The organism is Leyella stercorea (assembly GCF_021531655.1).
In genome coordinates this window covers 1-19,815 of sequence record NZ_JADYUF010000043.1, presented here as the reverse complement: position 1 = coordinate 19,815, position 19,815 = coordinate 1, and the positions used below count along the sequence as shown (strand labels likewise).

Sequence of the window (19,815 nt, the reverse complement as noted above, 5' to 3'; positions counted from 1 at the left end):
CGGCTACGGGTTTAGTTGGGCCTTGATTGCCTCGGTGGCGTCCTCGCCCATCTCGGGGTTGATGTACGGGCAGGCGTCGCCGTCGGTGTTGAGTATGAAGGCATAACCCTGCTGCGCCCCTACCTTTGCAACAGCCTCGTTGAGCTTGAGCTTGACGGGAGCAAGGGCGTCGGTCTCAGCCTGCTTGAGCAGTCGCTGTGCCTCCTGCTTGAAGGCTACGTTCTTCTCCATCATTTCCTGTATCTCGGTCTGACGCTTGCGAAGGATTGCCGGAACGAGGTCGCGTTGCTCGTCGAGAAACTCCTCATACTTGGCATTGAACTCCTGTTCAGAGCGTTTCATCTCGCTCTCGTACTTCTGGCGCAGGTCGTCTATACTGCGTTGCGCCATGAGATATTCGGGCATCGACTTCAGTAAGGTGCTGTAACTGCAAACACCGAACCGTATCTGCGCACTCGCCAGCAACGGAAGGGCAAGCACGAAGAGTAGTAAGAATAATTTCTTCATAAATGTTGTCGCTTTTGGGATTCTTGGAATAAATGGAGTAGCCGTCTCCTTACGCTGTATTTGGCTTGAAAGCAAAAAAGGAGGCTGCGGCTTATACGCCATAGCCTCCTTGTTGTTGTATCTGTTGAAACAATCAATTACTTCTTGGCAGCAGCCGGCTTGTTGAGCTGGGCCTTAACCTCGGCAGTAACATCCTTGCTGAGAGTGTCGCTGATGTAAGGTATGCCTGATGTGATGTCCATGATGTAAACATAACCGCCAGCCTTGCCTACAGCCTTGATAGCCTCAACGAGCTTGTTGGTGATAGGGCTGATCTTCTCCTGCTGGAGCTTGGCGAGAGCCTGCTGGTTGTCCTGGGCGGTCTGCTGTATCTTCTGATACATCTGCTGGAGACTTTCCTCTGTCTCCTTCTTCTTGGTCTCGTTCATTGTCGAGGCGTTCTTGTCGTAGTCCTGGGCCTTGCGCTGGAGCTCGTCCTGCATAGCCTTGAGGTCGTTGTCATACTGCTTGGCAGCGGCTTCCACCTCGCCACGAGCCTTGATGAACTCAGGCATTGACTGCATGATGTCCTGTGCGTTAACGTGTCCGAATTTCTGTGCGAATGTTGCCAATGGCATGCACAACATAAGCATTAAGATAAGCTTTTTCATTTTCTATTTTTTTTGTTATTAATTATTTTCCAAACTCTATAAATGAATTTTCAAAATTACAAATTCCTAATTCCGAATCAGCAAAGCCTAACAATTCAAATTGAATAATTCAAAATCGCAGGCAAAGCCGAGAACAACTCAAAATTCCTAATTCCTAATTCTAAATTCCATAGCCGAGCTTCTGCAGCACTTCGTTGCTGATGTCAATCTTGGGCGAACCGAATATTATGCCTGAGTCGGAAGCACGGTCGAGCACGAGCGAGTAGCCACGCAGTTCGGATATCTCCTTCACCGCTGTGTATATCTCCTCCTGAATGGGCGACATGAGGCTCTCGCGCTTCTTGAACAGCTCGCCTTCGGGTCCGAAGTACTTGCGCTTAAGGTCGCTTGCCTCCTTCTCCTTCTTCATTATTGCCTCCTGGCGGTCTTTCTTCTGTTCTGCCGAAAGGAACACCTTCTCATTCTGGTAGTTCTTGTAGAGCGTTGAAGCCTCGGTGTTGAGCGCCTCAACTTCGGCCTGCCATTTCTTCGACACCTGGTTGAGTTGTTCGTTGGCACGCTCGTATGCCGGAATGTTCTTCAGAATGTATTCCATGTCGAGCAGCGCAAACTTCTGCGCACTTGCCGTCAATGCCGTTATGGCAAAGAGGCAGATAAGCATTAATTTCCTCATATCTTTAACAATTATATTATCATTCAATTCCTTATTTCTAACTCCTGGCTCTTAATTCCTCGCTCCTTCTGCCGTTCAGGCAAAAGGATTAGAACTCCTGACCGAGGATGAAGTGGAACTGCGAACCGCCCTTGGTGCCGAACACCTTGTCGAAGCCGTAAGCCCAGTCGATACCCATCAATCCTACCATCGGGAGGAAGATGCGCACACCAATACCTGCCGAGCGCTTCATATCGAACGGGTTGAACTTCTTGGTTTCGGTCCATGAGTTACCACCTTCGATAAATCCGAGGCCGTAGATGGTGGTGTTGCCAAGGAGGAACGGATAGCGCAATTCGAGTGTCATGCGGTCGTAGGCATAGCCCTCGTAGCCGTATGGAGTGAGCGAACCGTTCTCATATCCACGCAGACCGATGGTCTCTTCGGCGTATGATGTAGAGTATCCAGTCATACCGTCACCACCCATGTAGTAGGTTTCGAACGGCGACTTCTTCCACTTGTTGAACGAGCCGAGCAATCCGAATTCGAGTCGGGTCATAAGCACAAGACACTTCTGTCCGCTTGTGAGTGCGGTGAACATGCGACCCTTGAATTTCCACTTGTGGTATTCTACCCAGCGGTACTTCTCCTGCTGCTCCTTATTATAGGTAGCCGACTTAGCGTTGGTGGCGAGGTGTTCGTAGTCCTTGCCGTCCCATGCCGACCATGGCGGAGTAACGGTAACCGATGCTACGAACTCTGAACCGCGGCGTGGGAACAACTGGTTGTCGGTAGATGTACGCGACAGCTGTATGCTGAGGTTGAGGTTGTTTGAATTACCGTTGGTCATGAGGAAGTAGCTCCAGTTCTTAAGCATATAGCGTGTGTACGAGAGCGAGAGCGACAACTGGAAGTAGTCGTCTGGCCAGCGCAACTGCTTGCCCCATCCCAGTGAGAAACCGAACAACTTGATGTATTTGTCGGGATCGTAGTACGACTCGTAGTTGTTGTAGTTGCCGTAGCTGCCATAACCGTACATATAATTGTAGTAGTTGTTGAAGTAACCACTGTTGTAGTAGTTGCTCGAAACGTCGGTCTGCTTAGAGAAGTAGGCTCCTACCGAGAACTGTATCGGTCGCTTGCCTCCAAACCAGTTGGTTGAATAAGAGGTGTTGTACGACTGATAGTATGTACCGTTGGTCTGTGCTCCGATAGAGAGAACCTCACCGTCGCCGATCGGCATGATACCACGATGCTCCTTGTTCTTGTTGAAGAGGTTGCGCATCGAGAAATTGTTGAGCTTGAGTCCGATTCGTCCGATTACACCAGTCTGTCCCCATCCGAGCGAGAACTCAATCTGGTCGTTCGACTTCTGCTCAAGATCGTAGTTGATATCTACTGTTCCGTTCTCTGGGTCGGGCACAGGCTGCGGATTGACCTTCTCCGGATCGAAGTGTCCCATTGATGCAATCTCACGTGCCGAACGCTGCAGAGCCTCCTTCGAGAAGAGGTCGCCCGGCTTTGTACGAAGCTCGCGACGCACTACATTCTCATACAGACGGTCGTTACCGTTGATGCGTACGTGGTTGATGTGGGCCTGCGGTCCCTCGAAGATACGCATCTCAAGGTCGATAGAGTCGCCTACGATGTTTATCTCTGTAGGATGAAGCGAGTAGAAGAGGTATCCGTTGTTCCAGTAGTTGTTGCCCACGGCGTCCTCGTCTTCGGTGAGTCGCTTGTTCATAAGCTTCTGGTTGTAAACGTCGCCCTTCTTCATGCCGAGAACGGAAGCAAGATAATCAGAGCTGTAAACAGTGTTGCCCACCCATGTTATGTTTCGTACAAAGTACTTCTTGCCTTCGTCTACCTTTATATTTATGCTTACGTGCTTGTCGTCAACGTTCCATACGCTGTCGCTCAAGATTACAGCGTCGCGGTAGCCATGCTCGTTATACTTGTCGATAAGTTTCTGCTTGTCGGCCTTCCAACGCTCGGGAGTGAACTTCTTCGACTTGAGGAATGATGACAATTTGCCCGCCTCGTGAGTCTTGGAGAACGCACCCTTCTTGAACAGACCGCCCTTTATCTGGCTTGCCCGCAAAGCATCGTTGCCCTCGATGGTGATGGTGCGCACCTTCATCTTCTCCTTCTTGTCGATGATGACATCGAGGATGACGTGGTTTTTCTGCGCAACGTCATCGCGCTGCACCACCTGAATGTCCGCGTTCTTGAATCCCTTGTCGTCGAAATACTTCTTGGCAAGAATCTTGGCGCGGTCAATCATGTTAGGCGTAATCTGTGCTCCTTTAAGGAGTCCGAGCTTCTCCTCCATATCGGTGCGCTCCGACTTCTTCAGACCAATGTAATTGATAGTTGACACACGCGGACGCATCTGCAGGTGGATGTGCAGATAAGCCTTGTCGTGTACGAGCGAGTCTACGGATATAGACACCTCCGAGAACAGGCCATACTTCCAGTAATGCTTCACAGCGTCGGTAATCTCGTCGCCTGGCAGCTGTATCTCCTGTCCGATAGACAGTCCGGATATGCCCGTGAGCATATAATCCTCGTAGCCTTCAGCTCCAGTAACTGCGATGCCCGCAATCTCTACTGTGCGCGGTGTTCCGGCATAGGATATGTCCGGGTATACGATTTTGTCCTGCGCCTTTGCGATGATGCTGCATGCAATGATGCAGAGTGTGGTCAACACCTTTCTTATATTCATTGTCTTCTTATTGTTTTTATCTTGTTTATCCTGGGCGTATACTCATTACTTGCTTTCTTCTGCTTCCACCTGTTTGCCGGTCTTTCCGAAGCGGCGTTGGCGATGCTGATAGTCGGCAATGGCCTTGTGCAGATCGGCTTCGTTGAAGTCGGGCCAGAAAGTATCGCAGAAATACAGTTCGGAGTAAGCTATCTGCCACAACAGATAGTTGCTGATTCGCAGTTCACCACCGGTGCGTATCAGCAGGTCGGGGTCGGGAATTGATGCCGTAGTGAGGCTTTGCGACACGGTGTCTTCGGTGATGTCGCCGACAGAGAGTTGTCCGTCGAGAGCCTTTTGTGCTATATCCTTCATAGCCTTTGTTATCTCCCATCTTGCCGAATAGCTCAAAGCTACCACCATTGTCATTGCTGTATTATTGGCAGTATGGTCGATTGTTTCCTGAAGTTTGCGCTGCACTTCAGCTGGAAGACGTTCAATGTCGCCAATAACCTTGAAGCGAACGTTGTTCTTCATGAATATCTCGTCCTCGAGCGATGACAGCACAAGCCCCATAAGTGCGGCTATTTCTGTCTCCGGACGGTTCCAGTTCTCGGTAGAGAAGGTGTATAGAGTGAGATATTTCACGCCGAGTCGTGTACATTCAGATGTGATTCGCCTTACGGTTTCCACACCTGCCTGATGTCCATAGCTTCTCGGTTTACCGCGTTCGGTAGCCCATCGTCCATTGCCGTCCATTATTATGGCAATGTGTTGTGGTATATTGTTTTTATCGAGTTGGTTGGTCATTGTTGCTTATTGTTTAATCGTCTTCGTTGTGGCATGTTCGGCATTTAGGCATAAAGCTGTATGTCAGCGTGAGCTGAATTGCCGAATAGCAGTCGGTATTCTTGAACAGTCCGCTGCTTTTTATTCCGTACGGGTCTTTCACTCCGTCGAGTTTGTCGCTCATCGAGAAGTGTTCGGCCCATTCAAGTGCTACATTCAGCCTCTTGCCAGCCTTGTATTTCACGCCGAGTCCTATCGGAACATTGGCTGTGAAGGCATTGTCGCCATCGCCTCCGGCATATGTGGCACCCAATCCGGCAAAGATGAACGGCGTAAGGCGTTTGGCTCCGCGATAGTCCTGCCCTGTTCCGTATGGCCAGAAGTTGTATTCGTAGGTCACGCCAGCGTCAACAAGCGTCTTATTGAACTTGTATGGCGTTGTGGCATAGTCGGGATAGTATGTATTGGAGTCGGCCGACGAGCCTTTCAGCTTGCCATAAGCTGCCGAAAATTTCAACGCCATATATGGATTGAACACTCGTCGCAACACCACCGAGGCCATTGGCTGCATGTTTTTGGTAAGGCTTCCGCCGAAGTCACCTTGGTATGTCACTACACCAACGCCCGCTCCTATCTCCATACGGTATTGATAGTCGGATTGTGCCAGGCACGTTGCCGATATGACACAAGCGAGTGAGACGACAAGGTTTCTAATCATGCTTATATATATAATGTGTATTAGTTCTCGAAAGAGGTCTGCTCCTTAATCCATCCCAGTCGGTTGATGCGTCCACGCCAAGTCATACCGTTACGTGCATTGACAAGCCAGAGACTCTTGTTTTTGTCGACAGTCAGAGCATAGACACCCTTTGTGGTGACTGCACCGGCTACGTTCTCGTTGAAGTTGGCGGGCAGAACCACAATAGCTGTATCCTCACGCCATGTTATGCCGTTGTCCAATGACTTGTAGAACTTAGGAGCCTTGCCTTCTTCCTGACCCATCATATACACGCCATTATCATATGCTACGGCGCTGATGCCGCTGAGTAATGGTGCTGCATGGGTATTGTCTTCAGACACACCGTAGTATGCCCAAGGCTGGTTTTCGCTATTGTCGGCAGCCTCATCAATCTTACCCCAGATGGTAAGATACTTGTCGTTGGGGTATGTATCAGCGTTGCGTGTTCCGAAGAGCATAACTCGGTCGGTCTTGGCATAGCCGTTTATTTCAACACTTGCGTATGTAGTTTCAGCATAAGGCATAAGCGAGAGGTTGTCGTCAACCTCGGCTACTGCCCATGTTGCGCCGTTGTCGTTAGAAGCCATGAGTCGTCCGTCAGAAGCATAACCGTACAGGCTGTATCGGCTCGCAGCCACGAGACGTGTCACGCCAGTAGCTTCGGCTACGGTGTTCCATGTCTTTCCATCGTTGGTGCGTACTATATTGCCACCATCGCTTATGTATACGTAGTCGTCCTTTGCCACAACACTCTTGTAAGCATCGGCTGCGAGATTGTGTCCGAGGTTAGTCTGGCACTTTGTCCATTGTGTTCCGTCATTGGCATATACAAGAGTTGCATTGCCATCAGTACCGAGGAGCAGCAGTTTTCCGTTGACAGCAGCTGTCTTTACGGCCTGCAGGTTCTTCAGTTCGGCGCATATAGACGTGGCATGCCATGCGAACGAGTCGGCTTGTTCCTTATGTACGTTCACATGTACGGTGTATTTCTTCACCGAAAGTCCTGAATTGCTTACTGCCTGGATTTCGCGATCTACAGAGAAGTCGGTAGAATCGGTTGAGTTGAAATAGTTCAGCGAGTCGCTTGTCGTGCTCTTAATGACCACCAGTCCTGACGAACTGCTGGACACCGAGCACAGAAGTTTCTTGGCATCAACACCGCATGGCAATGAGTCGGGATTGTATACCTTACCGTTTATTTGGTCAATATAGAACTTATAGTTGCTCAATGACAGTTCTTTCACGACGAGACTGTCGCGCAGTCCGTCTGAAGTTTTCACAAATGTTTTCTGTTTAGCCGTCGTTACAGAGAAGCTTGAGATTGCACAATCGTCTGTGTATGTGTAATCGTTGTCGCTATCAAGGCAAGATGCCATCAAAAATACTGTCGCGAGCAGCAGTGTAAAAGCTGCGAACTTACTTTTCATTATACTCTAACTTATTGTTTTTAGCTGCAAAATTAATCAGAATTCTCCAAATAGAACTTCTTTTGTCTTTATAATTATGCAATTTATTGATTAATAGTCTTATTTTTAAGGTTGTTTAGTGTTTTTGTTGTGTTCGCATTAGTCAAAAAAAGGACTGCAAGCTGGTAAAATGCTTGCAGTCCACTTATATCGCGTTATTTTGCGCGTAAAATCCGTTTGAGCTTACTCCTCGGGCAGCATTGCCACTGTGATGTGGTTGCCCGACTTGTTGAATTCCTTCATATAGTTGCAGATGTCCTGCGGAGTGAGAGCCTCAAGGGTCTTCAGGTAGTCGCTATACTGGTCGATTCCGAGGTTCTGATACTGATTGATTATGCTGAGCCAGTAGCCGTTGCTCTTCTGCGAGTCGTGATATGACTTGATCATATACTCCTTGCACTTATCCAGCTTGGCAGGGTCGCAAGTGTTGGCGAGGTTCTTCACTTCGTCGTTCATGATGCGCATAGCCACGTCTTTCTTCTCGGGCTTCATCGGACAGTAAGCGAATATCTGGAACATACGATAGTTGTCCTTGCCTACTGAGCATCCGCCGTTGGCTCCAACCGAGTATGCTGCACTCTCCTTCTCGCGAATCTTGTCGAGATATTCCATTGAAAGAATCTGTCCGGCGATGCTTGCGCAGAGAGCGTTCTTGGTATTGTACGGCATATTCTCATTGTGCCACATCATGTAAGCTGTCGACTTGGGAGTCTCCTGCTTGCGCTTGAAGATGTTCTCCACAACGCCTGTCACGGGCTTAACCTCACGCTTGCTTGCCACGATCTTGCCTTCTGAAGGCAGCGAGCCGATGTACTGGCAGATGAGCGGACGTATTGTAGCCTCGTCGAAGTTGCCGATAATGGTGAATGTCCAAGCCTTTGCATTGGCTGTACGTTCCTTTGCTATCTGGAGGATACGGTCGTAATTGATGTCCTTAATACGCTCAATGGTGAGCGGTTCCAGACGTGGGTTGTGGTTGTAGATAGTTGCATTGAGCGAGTCGCTGAGCGCTGTCTCCGGGTCGAGCGAGCGGTTCTTCAGCGTCACTTCCATCTGTGTAAGGAGCTTGTCGAATGTCTTCTGGTCCTTGCTGATGTTGGTGAAGTAGAGATACAGAAGCTGCATCATTGTCTCAACGTCCTTAGGTGTAGAAGCGCCCGATGCTGTAGTGTACAGTTCCGAACCAAGACTGATGTCGAAGTTGGCTATCTTTCCAGCCAAAGCCTTTGAGAGGTCGGTTGACGAGAATGCTCCGAGTCCGCTACCACCGATTACTGCGTCAAACACCTGCAGGTTGGTATAGTCCTTCGGACCGTAGAGAGTTGTACCGCCGATGCCGCGTGCGCTCATGATGACCTGATCCTTCTTGTAGTCGGTCTTCTTAAGCAATACGGTAGCACCGTTAGAGAGTGTGAGTGTAGTATAGCCGAACTTGTCGCTCTTCTTCTCGCTCTTTATCTTGCCTGGCTTAGGCATCTTGGCGATGAGCGGTTCGTTCTTCACGTTGTCAACGTAAGCTGTGATTTCAGCCGAACGTGCATCCTTTATAGCACCGAGGAGCTGAGCCTCTGTAGGATAGACATTGCCCTCAGCCTCGTTGCAGAATGATATGATTACGGTGTTGCTGTCATTCTCGGGCAGCATTTCCTTCATCATCTTGTTGATTTCCTCCACTGGGATGGCATTCACAACCTGCTTCATTACTGGATAAGTGAACTCGATTGACGGCATAGGCTCGTTAGAGAGGAAGTTGCCGAGCAGCGGAGCATACAAAGCAGCATTGGTGCGCTTGTCCTTGGCGCTGTATGCGCGGTCGAGCTGGCTGAGATAGTTCTCCTTGAAGCGTGCCAACTCAGTAGCGGTGAATCCGAACTTGGCTGCACGCAGAGCCTCGGTGTAGGCAGCCTTGAGGCTCACAGCCATATCCTTCAATTCCTTCGGTGCTACAGATATGCTGAAAGCGTCCTTTGTTTTGGCAAAGATATACTGTCCGTCGCTTGCCCTTGCCGACACGTACGGACAGTTGGCGTCGAGTCCCTTCTCATACATACGGTTGTTGAGCAGGCTCACTGCAGCGCTCTTGGCGTAGTCGTAGACGATGTAGTTCATGTCGTGCTTCAGCGAGTCGGGATAGACATCGTGCTTCACCATGTACTGCACCATATTGGTGGTCTGCTCCTTGTCCTTGTCGATGATTACGATAGGCTGTGCGTTGTCGGGCACCTGCTCGTCAATGACGGGTGCGATGTTGGCAGGATTCTTGAACGCGCCGAAGAGTTCCTTGATTTTCTTCTCGGTGTAGTCAACGTCTACGTTACCTACAACGATGATAGCCTGGTTGTTGGGATGATACCACTTCTCGTAGTAGTCGCGCAATTCCTTCGGCTTGAAGTTGTCGATTACCGACATGAGTCCGATAGGGAAGCGTTCGCCATACTTCGATCCTGGGTAGAGTTTTGGCAAGTTGCGCTCGAACATACGGTTAGAAGCACTGGTGCGCAGACGCCACTCCTCGTGGATAACTCCGCGCTCCTCGTCAATCTCCTTGGGGTCGAGCAGCAGAGCGTTCGACCAGTCGCTGAGGATAAGCAGACATGAGTCGAGAGCCGACTGGCGTGCTGTAGGAACGTTAGATATATTGTAAACGGTCTGGTCGATAGAAGTATAAGCGTTGAGGTCGGCTCCGAACTTCACACCGATGCTCTCGCAATAGCGAATCACTTCATTGCCCGGGAAGTGCTTTGTACCATTAAAGCACATGTGCTCAAGGAAGTGTGCCAATCCGCGCTGGCTCTCTTCTTCCTGTATTGAGCCCACCTTCTGTGCGATGTAGAAGTCGGCTCGGTTCTCAGGCCAGTTGTTGTGACGGATGTAGTAGGTCAGTCCGTTATCCAGTTTTCCTACACGTACGTCAGGATCATTGGGTATCGGCGGCATCTGTTGTGCCTGGGCTAGTCCTGCAAACACGGCGAGGACGGCTACCAAAAGTTTTCTGAGTTTCATGAAATATTTATTTAGTTTTATTTTAGTTCGATTTAGTACACATACCATTAAGCGTACGTGCAAAATTAACACATTAGTTTGATATACTAGCATTAAGCCATGGAAAAGCTACGTTTCTTAGTTTTAATTAATTATTCACGGGTGTTTTTTCTTTTGTTACGCGGGTGATGTGTCAGAATTTCCTCGCGCAGTGTGGTTATGTCGATGTGAGTATAGATTTGCGTTGTCTTAATGTTCTCGTGGCCCAGCATTTCCTGTATGGCTCTCAGGTCGGCTCCTCCCTTGAGCAGTTCGGTAGCAAACGAGTGGCGCAGCGTATGTGGCGACACTGTCTTGGTGATGCCTGCATCGTCGGCAGTGCGCTTTATCATTATCAGTATCATGGTGCGCGTGAGGTGGGCACCGCGCCTGTTGAGGAACACATAGTCCTGTTCGCCGGGCTTGACGTTCATCAGATTGCGGTCGTAGAGCCACAGCCGTATCTCATGCAGGGCAGTGTCGGATATGGGCACGAGCCGTTCCTTGTCGCCCTTGCCTACGATGCGCAGGAACTTCTCGCGTTCGAACACGTCGTTGAATTTGAGGTTGACGAGTTCGGACACGCGCAGTCCACACGAGAAGAGCACTTCGATGATGGCCCTGTTGCGCTGGCCTTCCCATTTGGAGAGGTCGATGGCTGCCTCCATGCGGTCGACTTCTTCGGTCGAAAGCACCTCGGGCAGGTGTTCGCCTACGCTTGGTGCCTCAAGCAGTTCGGACGGGTCGTCCCTTAATATGCGGTCGATGACGAGATACTTGAAGAACGACCTCACTCCACACAGTATTCTTGCCTGCGACGACGAAGCGATGCCAAACTCGTATATCACGGCAGCGAAGTTCTGAAGATGTTCGAGTTTCACGTCCTCCACCTTCAGGTTTTCGTTGCGCAGATAGTTGAGCAGATAGTCGATGTCGTGAGTATATGCCTCTATCGTATTGTCGGAGTATCCGCGTTCGAGTCGGAGATAGCGCACGTATCGGCGTCTGAGCACGCCAAGTTCGTCGTTTTGCATTGCTATTATTATTTCTTGAGTTCGAATCCCAGGCGCATTCCGTCGTAATTCTTTATAATCGAATTGATTACGGCAGCGCTTGTGCTGAGTCCGGCAGTAGAGTTGCTGATGGTCTTCAGCACCGTCATGAGCTTGTTGGAATTGAATGTAAGCGTCATTGTCGAGCCTTGTGTAGACACGTAGGCGGTGTATGCCTTGCCATAGGTGGGAGTGAATGTGATGGTTTTGTTCTCCTTGTTGAAGACATATTTGCCCTTGGTTTCGCGCTTCTTTATCTTTGATGTGTAGTTGCCTTCGCCGTCGAATGTGTAGACGATGCCGTTGACGCCCATCTTCTTGAGTATCGGCGCCACCTTGTTCTCCATCTTTGTGGCAATGGCGCTGCCTCCTGCCTGAGCCAGCACGCTGCTGCTCTCAAACTCACAAGCCGGTGCGGAATACTTCCATGTGCCCTTGATTGACGACTCGCTTGTCATCTTGTCGCCCACTACACTACCTACTACACCCTTAAGGATGTCGCCAATGCTCTGAGCCTTTACGCTTGATGCGAACAGGCACATAAGTGCCATCACGAATACAATCTTAAAATTCTTCATTACCATAAAACTATATTTTTTAAAATTCTTAATTCAAAAATGCAAACGCTGCCGAGAATAATTCAAAATTCAAAACTCAAAATTCAAAATTGCCGCAGGCAACCAATTCCTAACTCCTAATTCCTAATTCCTAATTAATAATATGTATGTCGCGCTGTGGGAAAGGTATCTCGATATGGTGTTCGTTGAGCGTGTTGTATATAGCCTCCTTCACCTGTCCGGTCATTCCGAACTTCTCCTCCACGAGCACCCAGTAGGTCACGAACAGATTGACCGAGTTGTCGCCGAACTCGTCGAACACCACACTTACGGGCTTCTTCAGGTCTATCACGTCGCGTCCGTCGGCACTCTTTCGGGCCTGCGCCTTGACGGCAGCGACGAGCATCTGCCTTACTTCTTCAACGTTTGAGCCGTAGGCAACACCCACGGGCACCTTCACCATCTCGTACGAATGGTTCTTGGTGATGTTCTTGAAGTTCTTGCTGAAGAGCGAACTGTTGAGGAAGGCAATGACGCATCCGTCTGCCGTAAGCACCTGTGTGCTCTGATAGGTGATGCTGTCCACCTTGCCACGTATGCCGTCGCACTCTATGAAGTCGCCCACACGCACACGTCCTGTCATAAGCGATATGCCGTAGAAGAAGTTCTCGAGCAGGTCTTTCATTGCAAAACCCACACCTGTAGCCAATCCTGCCGATATCACGGAGATGGCTGTCGAGGGTATCTTGAGCATCTTGATGGCAATGATGGCATAGAGTCCCCAGCAGCAGATGGCTATGATGTTGTTGGCGAGCGTGAAGTTGGGCTTGCCGTTGACTACTATCTTAGAGCGGTGATACTTATGATAGAGCGACTTGATGAGATAGTTGAGATAGCGGAAGACGAAGAACTGCGAGCCCACCATCACCAGCTTCAGTATCGACAGCTGCACCACGCCGGTGACATTGAGGAAGTCGAACTGGAATATCTTCCACACCGTGTCGGTCAGGTCGAACACGTTGGCAGCCCACCATATCGACAGCAGCACCGAGAACACGCTCAGCACAGGCACCAGTGCCATGTATATGAAGTCGTAGAACCACGTCACGTTGATGTGTGCGCCGTGACTTACGGTGATGACACTGAGCAGCGAGCCCTTGCGCGCCTTCTCGGCTTCCTTCTCGGAGTGGATGCGGTGGCTGAGCCATCGGCGCTCGTACACGCCGAGCATGTCGTATACGCAAGTGATGGTCTGTATGCAACTGAGCTGGAACATCCACCATATCAGCACCTGCACCGACAGCAGCACGTAGCCATACCAGGCCGATGCCGTAGAGAAAGTCATGATGAGCAGCGATATCCATGTATAGAATATGTCAGAGCGCGGTATGTTGTCGTTGTGGCGCGTTATGACGTTCCACTGCCACAGTGTGAACACGAGCAGTATAGGGGGGAAGATGAGCGCCACAAGATTGTTCGGAATGAACACTATACGGAACGTTATGACGATGAACGACATGAGCATAATGGGCGTATAGATGCGGAAACCGCTCTTTATCTGAGTGCCCGTGAGGCGCACAAGCAGCGAGAAGAAGATGGCACACAGCAGCCAGGCGTACTCTATGAGCAGCTTGGACGCCATGAGGAAGAAGTTGTGATACATAAACGAGCGCGCCACCATCACCGACACGGCGAAGATGAACATGGCGACGAACAGTATGAGGCACACCTTCTTCTTCATGAAGTTGTCGGTGCGGAAGCGGCGCGGCACGAGCCAGCGCACGAGCACGTTGCTCAGCAGGGCTGCCACAATGATGTAGAACAGAACGAACAGGCTCAGACCCATCACTATCGGTCCGCGCCACTGCGAATACACCTGTCGTTCGGTGCCGTTGACGGTTTTCACCTTCTCGGTGTTGTATTTCTCGCTCACATCCGCCTTAGCGTTATGGTAGGACATAGGCATCGAGGAGATAATCTCGAGATAGTTCTGGTCGCCGTTGACAAATATGTTGTGCTGTATCTCGTTGTAGCGCTGCATGGCATAGTCGTTCACCTTCTTGAGGCGTAGCGATATGCGCTGGTAGTGCTCGTTGTCCTTCTGCACCGAGGCGCGCATGTTGGTCAGGTTGCGGCACAGGGCTGTAGCGTAGGCAAGGCACGCCTTGCGGTCGGCCTGACCCGCCTCGTCGAGCATGAAGGGCAGCTGTCTCTGCTTGCCGTTCTTGTCGAGTATGTACTTCGGGCCCTTAATCTTGCCGTTCTTTATGTCCTGCTGCATCTTGAGCGACGGCGGTATGTTGCCGAGCGTCTCCATAAGATACTGATAGCGTGCTATCTCGGCATCCATACGCTTCATTATGCGGTCGTAGGGCATGCGTCGCTTGCTGAACTCGCGATACAGCTCGGTGGCTTCATGGCATGCGTATGTCATGTCGAACGTGAAGTCCTGCTTCTGCGAGTAGAGCATCAGGGCTATCTGGTCGCTGCGCTGCATGAGCGAGATCATCTGCTTGTGCTGCTGCTGGTTGTATGCGGCATAGCGCGCCATGTTCTGTCGCTGCTCGCCAAACGATGTCTCCAGTTCGGCACGCAGCACCGAGAGTGTCGACTTGAGGTTCTTCTCCTTGAGCACGGCACCGGCACTCATCGCCACGCATAGCATGACGACAAGACACAATGCGCGCCTTAAAGCTTTTGTTGTCATATACTGATTGCTTGTTGTTATTTCTTGTCTTTTACGTCGGGAGAGTATTGTCCTGACGTGCAAAATTATAGTATTTTTCTCACAAAAAAGGCCTGCCGGCCATATTTTTCACCGTATAGTCAGTCAATGACGGCTCAAAATATGCCAGCAGGCGGTTTCGTTCAGCCAAAAGCTGTGGTGTATATATGGGTGTATAGGGTGCTACACGCCCGGGTTCTGGGTTTCAGGCTCCTTCGACTTGAGGCTCTCGTAGCTTGCAGCCTCCTTCACCTTGAGTCCGGCAAGTAGCGCCTTGACGCGGTTGCCGTTGGCGTCGATGGTGGTTTCGGGCATGAAGAGTATGCGCGAGCCTACGATATTGTCGGTTGCATTAAACTCCTTGGCGGTCTTGGCGCCCTTCGAGCGTATGCCTACCTTGAACGTTCCGATGCCGTCAATATGCACCTTGTTGCTGCGCTGCAGCTCCTGGCGCAACACTTCCGAGAGTTCGGTGAGCACGGCAACGATGTCCGAGCGCTTCACTGTACTGTTGTTCTGCATCACCTCGGCAAGGTCCTTGGTGTTGATTGTTTCACGATGGGCTGCACGTGCATAAAACTTTCCGTTGGTGTTGCCCTTACGATTGCTCTGATAGATCTTGAAATTTACTGCCATAATTCTGATTTTTTAATGTTAAGTGTTAAGTGTTAAATGTTAAGTTGTTTGTGTTTGAATGTTAAGTGTTAAATGTTAAGTGTTAAGTTGTTTGTGTTTTTCATGGTAGAGCATAGTTGGCGGACTTGGTCGACATGGGTCCGGCGGATGCATCCATTTGTTCTGCTCTGCGTTTCATCAGCAAACTGTGTTTCTGATTACGTTTGCAAAGGTACAATCTGGCGCAAGCGATGTCAAGTGTTTGGCAGAAAAAATTTCATTTAAGTTGATTTTTTCTTGGTATAAGGGTTATTAAGGAGTCGGTTTATGACTGAACATCTCTATTGTTTCGCCAAATTCGGCCAGAACCTTGCCTAATCTTGGGTTATCGTTTCTAATTATCAGTGCAGCAATATTATCTATCCCGTACTCGTCAACCAAAGTTGATGTTACCATAGTAAAGCGGTTGCTGTATTTGTACGATTCAAACCAGTTCTGAAACAACCGACCTCTTGTCAGTTGCTTACCGTCGCTTGTAGAGCACAGATATAATATTGTTGCAGAGTTGCTGTTGAAGAACTCTTCAACAATAGCAACGATAGTGTCTTTCACCTTCTTGTCACGAGGCGATTTCTTGCCATTCAAGTTGGCTATTACAAACTCGTATGATTCATCAGACTGCAACAAATCATCAGGCATGAAACCTATTGAGTATTCCACGCCTGACTCTGTTACGAATATATACGACTCATCTGTCTCGTGAAATGTCACGAGATACGGAGCCATTGCATTAATCCTTTGTATGTCAAGCCTGTTCATTACAGCACGTTGAAGGATTCTGCTTCTTTGCCTGTGCGAATGCGATAGTCCTCACGCATACGCATTTCTATTTTTGAAAGGTACTCTTCCTTACGTTCTCTTGAGGCTCTGAATCGACGTAAGAAGTCGGCTTTCTTCTCTTCTTTTGTCATGTGTATTCCTCCTTTTATTAAAAGTTCAATTTGTCAAGATGCTAACTGTCGTATGCAAAAATACACAATTATTTTAGCAACCGCAACTTTTTCCTTTAATCTTTATTCCAATCAGCCAGCCCTTCAACTATCCGCTTCACCCCCTCTACGAGCCTTTCGCGCGGGCACGCCATATTGATGCGGATGAAGTGTTCGCCCTCGCTGCCGTACATGCTGCCTGCATTCACCCACACCTTATGCTCGCGCAGCAGTCGTTCTTCTATCGCTTCGGATGTCACGCCCAATGCCGAGCAGTCCACCCAAGCCAAGTATGTGCCCTCCATACGCATCACGGGCAGGTGGGGCAAGGCTTCTGCCATGTATTGGCGGAGCCACTCGTAGTTGGCTGTGAGATAGCGGCGGAGCGCAACGAGCCACTCCGCTCCCCCATCGGTGTAGGCTGCCATAAGCGCCTCAACGCCAAAGGGATTGACGTCGCACACCTCGTTGATGTTGATGGCACGGTCGATGCGCTCGCGCACTTGGGCGTCGCGGCACACTATGTTGGCTATCTGCAGACCGGCTATGTTGAACGCCTTCGAGGGCGAACAGCAGGTTATGGAGCCGTAGCTCAGCTCGTCGGGCAGCGACCCGAACGGAGTGTACTTGTTGTCGTGTAGCGTCAGCTCGCAGTGTATCTCGTCCGACACCACGCGCACGCCGTGCTTGCGGCACAGCTCAGCCACACGCGTCAGCTCGGAGCGTGTCCACACACGTCCGCCGGGGTTGTGCGGATTGCAGAGCAGGAGCAGCCGGGCACGCTCGTGCGAGAGTTTGCGGTCCAGATCGTCGAAGTCTATCTCGTAGCGCATCGCAACCTTATTATATATAAGGGCATTGGACACCGTCTCGCAGCCGTTGTTGCGTATGCTCGAATAGAAGCAGTTGTACACCGGACCCTGCACTATCACCTGGTCGCCGGGCAGGGTGAGCGCCTTGATGACGGCTGATATGGCGGGTACTACGCCCGACGTGTATATGATGTCAGACGGCGCGAATTGCCATTGGTGCCGGGTTGCAAACCATCGGCACACCGACTCGTAGTAGGCATCGGGCACACGTGTATATCCGAATATGCCGTGAGCCACGCGACGCTGCAACGTCTCGGTTATGGCGGGATAGGTCTCGAAGTCCATGTCTGCCACCCAGAGGGGTATGACATCGGCAGTCGGAGCCGAGTCCCACTTGTAGGAGTTGGTGCCGCGGCGCTGTGTGGGCTTCGTGAAAAGCTGGTCGGTGCAGGGCACGCAGCCGGTAGTATTGTGTAATAAATCAGTCATAAATCATTGTTTTTACGGTTCGTTTATACCACTCAATTCGATGTGTTCTGAAAATGTAGTCCTTTTGCCCTGTAAAAGGACTCGTTTTGGAGTGCAAAAGGACTCCTTTTACAGGGCAAAAGGACTACATTTGAAAGGCAAAAGGACTACATTTCAATCTGCCACGCTGACGAAACGGCTCATCTTGTCAACAAGATACAGCGGCAGATTGAGCAAATCGTCATCCTTACGCATATTGAGCGTGGAAAGTCGCACAGACAATTGAGGGGTGTATTGCTTACGATAATACGCCAGACTCTTAGCCGTTACATTCTTATCTGCCTTCACTTCTATCGGAATGATTTTACCATCAGCCTGTAATACAAACTCCACTTCGGCCATGTTGCCCGATGTCCAATAGTATTGTGAGTTGCCAAACTGACGAACAAGCGACTGCAGCACGTAGTTTTCTGCCATAACGCCCTTGAATTCGGTAAACAGATTGTCTCCAGCCAATACAGTCTGCACATCCAAGTCGAACTTACGCCCTAACAATCCCACATCATTAAGATACAGCTTGAATGCATTGCTCTTCTTGTAGGCAGACAAAGGGAGCCGTGGAGTTTCCAATGCCGACACACGATGTACCAATCCTGCAAGACACAGCCATTCTATAGCTCCTTCATACTCACGCGCTCTGGCTCCTTTTTGAACGTCAGCATATCTGAACTTCTTGTCTTCACGTGCCAATTGGTCCTGCAAATTGCCCCACACCTGAAACACTCGCGGAATGTCCTTATTGTTGATGTGCTTGGCAAAGTCTAATGAATAAGACTGGAGTATGCCGTCCTGTATGGCCTTAGCCTCATCCCAATCCTTGGTGTCAATATACGCACTCACAGCTTCGGGCATACCTCCCAATACAAGATACGCCTTATAGGCATCTGTCAGTTGTTGGTGTATCACCTCCGGCACAGCCATAATGGTGTCTATCATCTCATAGGCACGATACAGCTGGGCATCAATTGCTCTGAGATATTCGGCAAACGACACTGGGTATAGAGTCATGAAATTCACCTTTCCTACCGGAAAGGAAGCCCCCGAACGATTTAAAGCCACCCCTAAGAGCGAACCGGCACATACTACAGCATACTCCGGAGCATCCTCGCAGAAATACTTCAGACTGTTCAATGCATCGTTACACTCCTGTATCTCGTCAAGAATTATAAGCGTAGACGAAGGAGTTATCGGCTTGCCCGTCATTATCTCCATCTGCCTTATGAGCTGTGCCGGCACCTTGGTTCGTCTGAAGTCTTCTTTTAGGGCAGGCATTGTGTCGAAGTTTATATAAACAATGTCTTCAAAACATTCCTTGCCAAACTTCTTCAATGCCCACGACTTGCCTACCTGGCGAGCACCCTGCAACACCAAGGGCTTACGGCGTGGATTCTCTTTCCACGCTTTCAGTTTCTCTATTATATCTCTCTTTATTTCCATTGGTTAATATCCTTTTTCGGCAAAGTTACACATTTTTGATATGAAAAAGTGGCAAAATTGCACATTTTTGATATTAACGTTCTATAAAGGGGCTTTTTCAGCGTGTCAGAATCTGACAGTCGGCAGGCTGCTTGATGTTCTCGTCGATTATCACTTCGCCTATGCTGTCTGCCACTATTTTGCCCGATGTGGGGTTCTTTATGCTCTTGATGTGTCCGCGTATGTCCGCCTGGAGGGTGGAATATTCGAAGGCGCGGTCGCATTCGGGGTCGAAGGTGCAGTTCTCAAGCACCAGGTCCTTGGCGTAGCACAGCGGCTGCTCGCCCGAGATGTGGCAGTTGACCAGTCGCAATCCGCGCGAATGCCATCCTAAGAATTCGCCGTTGAGCTCCGAGTCGTACACGGTCACGTTGTCAACCTCCCAGAACGAGTCCTTGGTGTCAATCTTGGCGTTGCGTATCTCGATGTCGCGCGAGTACTGGAACACGTATTTGGCGTCCGATTGCAGTCCGTCAACCTTGATGTTGCGGCAGTGCATGAAGGGATATGTGCCCTCGTGCAGCACCACGTTC

Annotated in this window: 17 protein-coding genes; all 17 read right to left on the bottom strand. The window is 50.0% G+C overall.

The features are described 5' to 3' along the window. Positions 1–3: 3 nt before the first annotated feature. Positions 4–507 (bottom strand): OmpH family outer membrane protein, encoded by a 504-nt coding sequence (locus tag I6E49_RS11445; RefSeq protein WP_235402415.1) that lies wholly within the window; start codon positions 505–507, stop codon positions 4–6. A gap of 137 nt (positions 508–644) precedes the next feature. After that, on the bottom strand, positions 645–1,157 hold the full coding sequence (locus I6E49_RS11440; protein WP_235402413.1) for an OmpH family outer membrane protein: 513 nt from the start codon (positions 1,155–1,157) through the stop codon (positions 645–647). 160 nt (positions 1,158–1,317) lie between these two features. Then, complete coding sequence (locus I6E49_RS11435; protein ID WP_235402412.1) at positions 1,318–1,830, bottom strand: OmpH family outer membrane protein; 513 nt, start codon at positions 1,828–1,830, stop codon at positions 1,318–1,320. A gap of 88 nt (positions 1,831–1,918) precedes the next feature. Next, positions 1,919–4,534 (bottom strand): BamA/OMP85 family outer membrane protein, encoded by a 2,616-nt coding sequence (locus I6E49_RS11430; protein WP_235402411.1) that lies wholly within the window; start codon positions 4,532–4,534, stop codon positions 1,919–1,921. A gap of 45 nt (positions 4,535–4,579) precedes the next feature. Further along, positions 4,580–5,323, bottom strand: coding sequence for an isoprenyl transferase (locus tag I6E49_RS11425; protein ID WP_235402410.1), 744 nt, complete (start codon positions 5,321–5,323; stop codon positions 4,580–4,582). Positions 5,324–5,336: 13 nt separating this feature from the next. After that, the gene (locus I6E49_RS11420; protein WP_235402409.1) at positions 5,337–6,020 is read right to left on the bottom strand and encodes a DUF6089 family protein; all 684 of its coding nucleotides are present in this window, start codon (positions 6,018–6,020) and stop codon (positions 5,337–5,339) included. A 20-nt stretch (positions 6,021–6,040) separates the two neighbouring features. Next, a complete protein-coding gene (locus I6E49_RS11415; protein WP_262911550.1) occupies positions 6,041–7,417 on the bottom strand; it encodes a DUF6242 domain-containing protein in 1,377 nt (458 codons plus the stop codon). Between the two features lie 273 nt (positions 7,418–7,690). Continuing rightward, positions 7,691–10,510, bottom strand: a complete 2,820-nt coding sequence (locus I6E49_RS11410; protein ID WP_235402406.1) for a M16 family metallopeptidase — start codon at positions 10,508–10,510, stop codon at positions 7,691–7,693. A gap of 131 nt (positions 10,511–10,641) precedes the next feature. Next, complete coding sequence (xerA, locus tag I6E49_RS11405; protein ID WP_235402404.1) at positions 10,642–11,562, bottom strand: site-specific tyrosine recombinase/integron integrase; 921 nt, start codon at positions 11,560–11,562, stop codon at positions 10,642–10,644. Positions 11,563–11,570: 8 nt separating this feature from the next. After that, positions 11,571–12,158: a DUF4923 family protein gene (locus tag I6E49_RS11400; RefSeq protein ID WP_235402402.1), complete on the bottom strand. Its 588-nt coding sequence runs from the start codon at positions 12,156–12,158 to the stop codon at positions 11,571–11,573. A gap of 130 nt (positions 12,159–12,288) precedes the next feature. Beyond that, the gene (locus I6E49_RS11395; protein WP_235402400.1) at positions 12,289–14,844 is read right to left on the bottom strand and encodes a mechanosensitive ion channel family protein; all 2,556 of its coding nucleotides are present in this window, start codon (positions 14,842–14,844) and stop codon (positions 12,289–12,291) included. A gap of 201 nt (positions 14,845–15,045) precedes the next feature. Continuing rightward, the gene (locus I6E49_RS11390) at positions 15,046–15,498 is read right to left on the bottom strand and encodes an HU family DNA-binding protein (protein WP_235402399.1); all 453 of its coding nucleotides are present in this window, start codon (positions 15,496–15,498) and stop codon (positions 15,046–15,048) included. A 291-nt stretch (positions 15,499–15,789) separates the two neighbouring features. Continuing rightward, positions 15,790–16,263: a DUF6169 family protein gene (locus I6E49_RS11385; RefSeq protein WP_235402398.1), complete on the bottom strand. Its 474-nt coding sequence runs from the start codon at positions 16,261–16,263 to the stop codon at positions 15,790–15,792. Between the two features lie 32 nt (positions 16,264–16,295). After that, positions 16,296–16,448, bottom strand: coding sequence for an ABC transporter ATP-binding protein (locus I6E49_RS11380; RefSeq protein ID WP_235402397.1), 153 nt, complete (start codon positions 16,446–16,448; stop codon positions 16,296–16,298). 95 nt (positions 16,449–16,543) lie between these two features. Further along, entirely contained in the window at positions 16,544–17,767 is a 1,224-nt protein-coding gene (locus tag I6E49_RS11375; protein WP_235402396.1) for a MalY/PatB family protein, read from the bottom strand. 153 nt (positions 17,768–17,920) lie between these two features. Beyond that, positions 17,921–19,243, bottom strand: a complete 1,323-nt coding sequence (locus I6E49_RS11370; RefSeq protein WP_235402395.1) for an ATP-binding protein — start codon at positions 19,241–19,243, stop codon at positions 17,921–17,923. A 97-nt stretch (positions 19,244–19,340) separates the two neighbouring features. Continuing rightward, positions 19,341–19,815: DUF3737 family protein (locus tag I6E49_RS11365; protein WP_235402393.1), on the bottom strand; the 475-nt coding region annotated here is incomplete at its 5' end.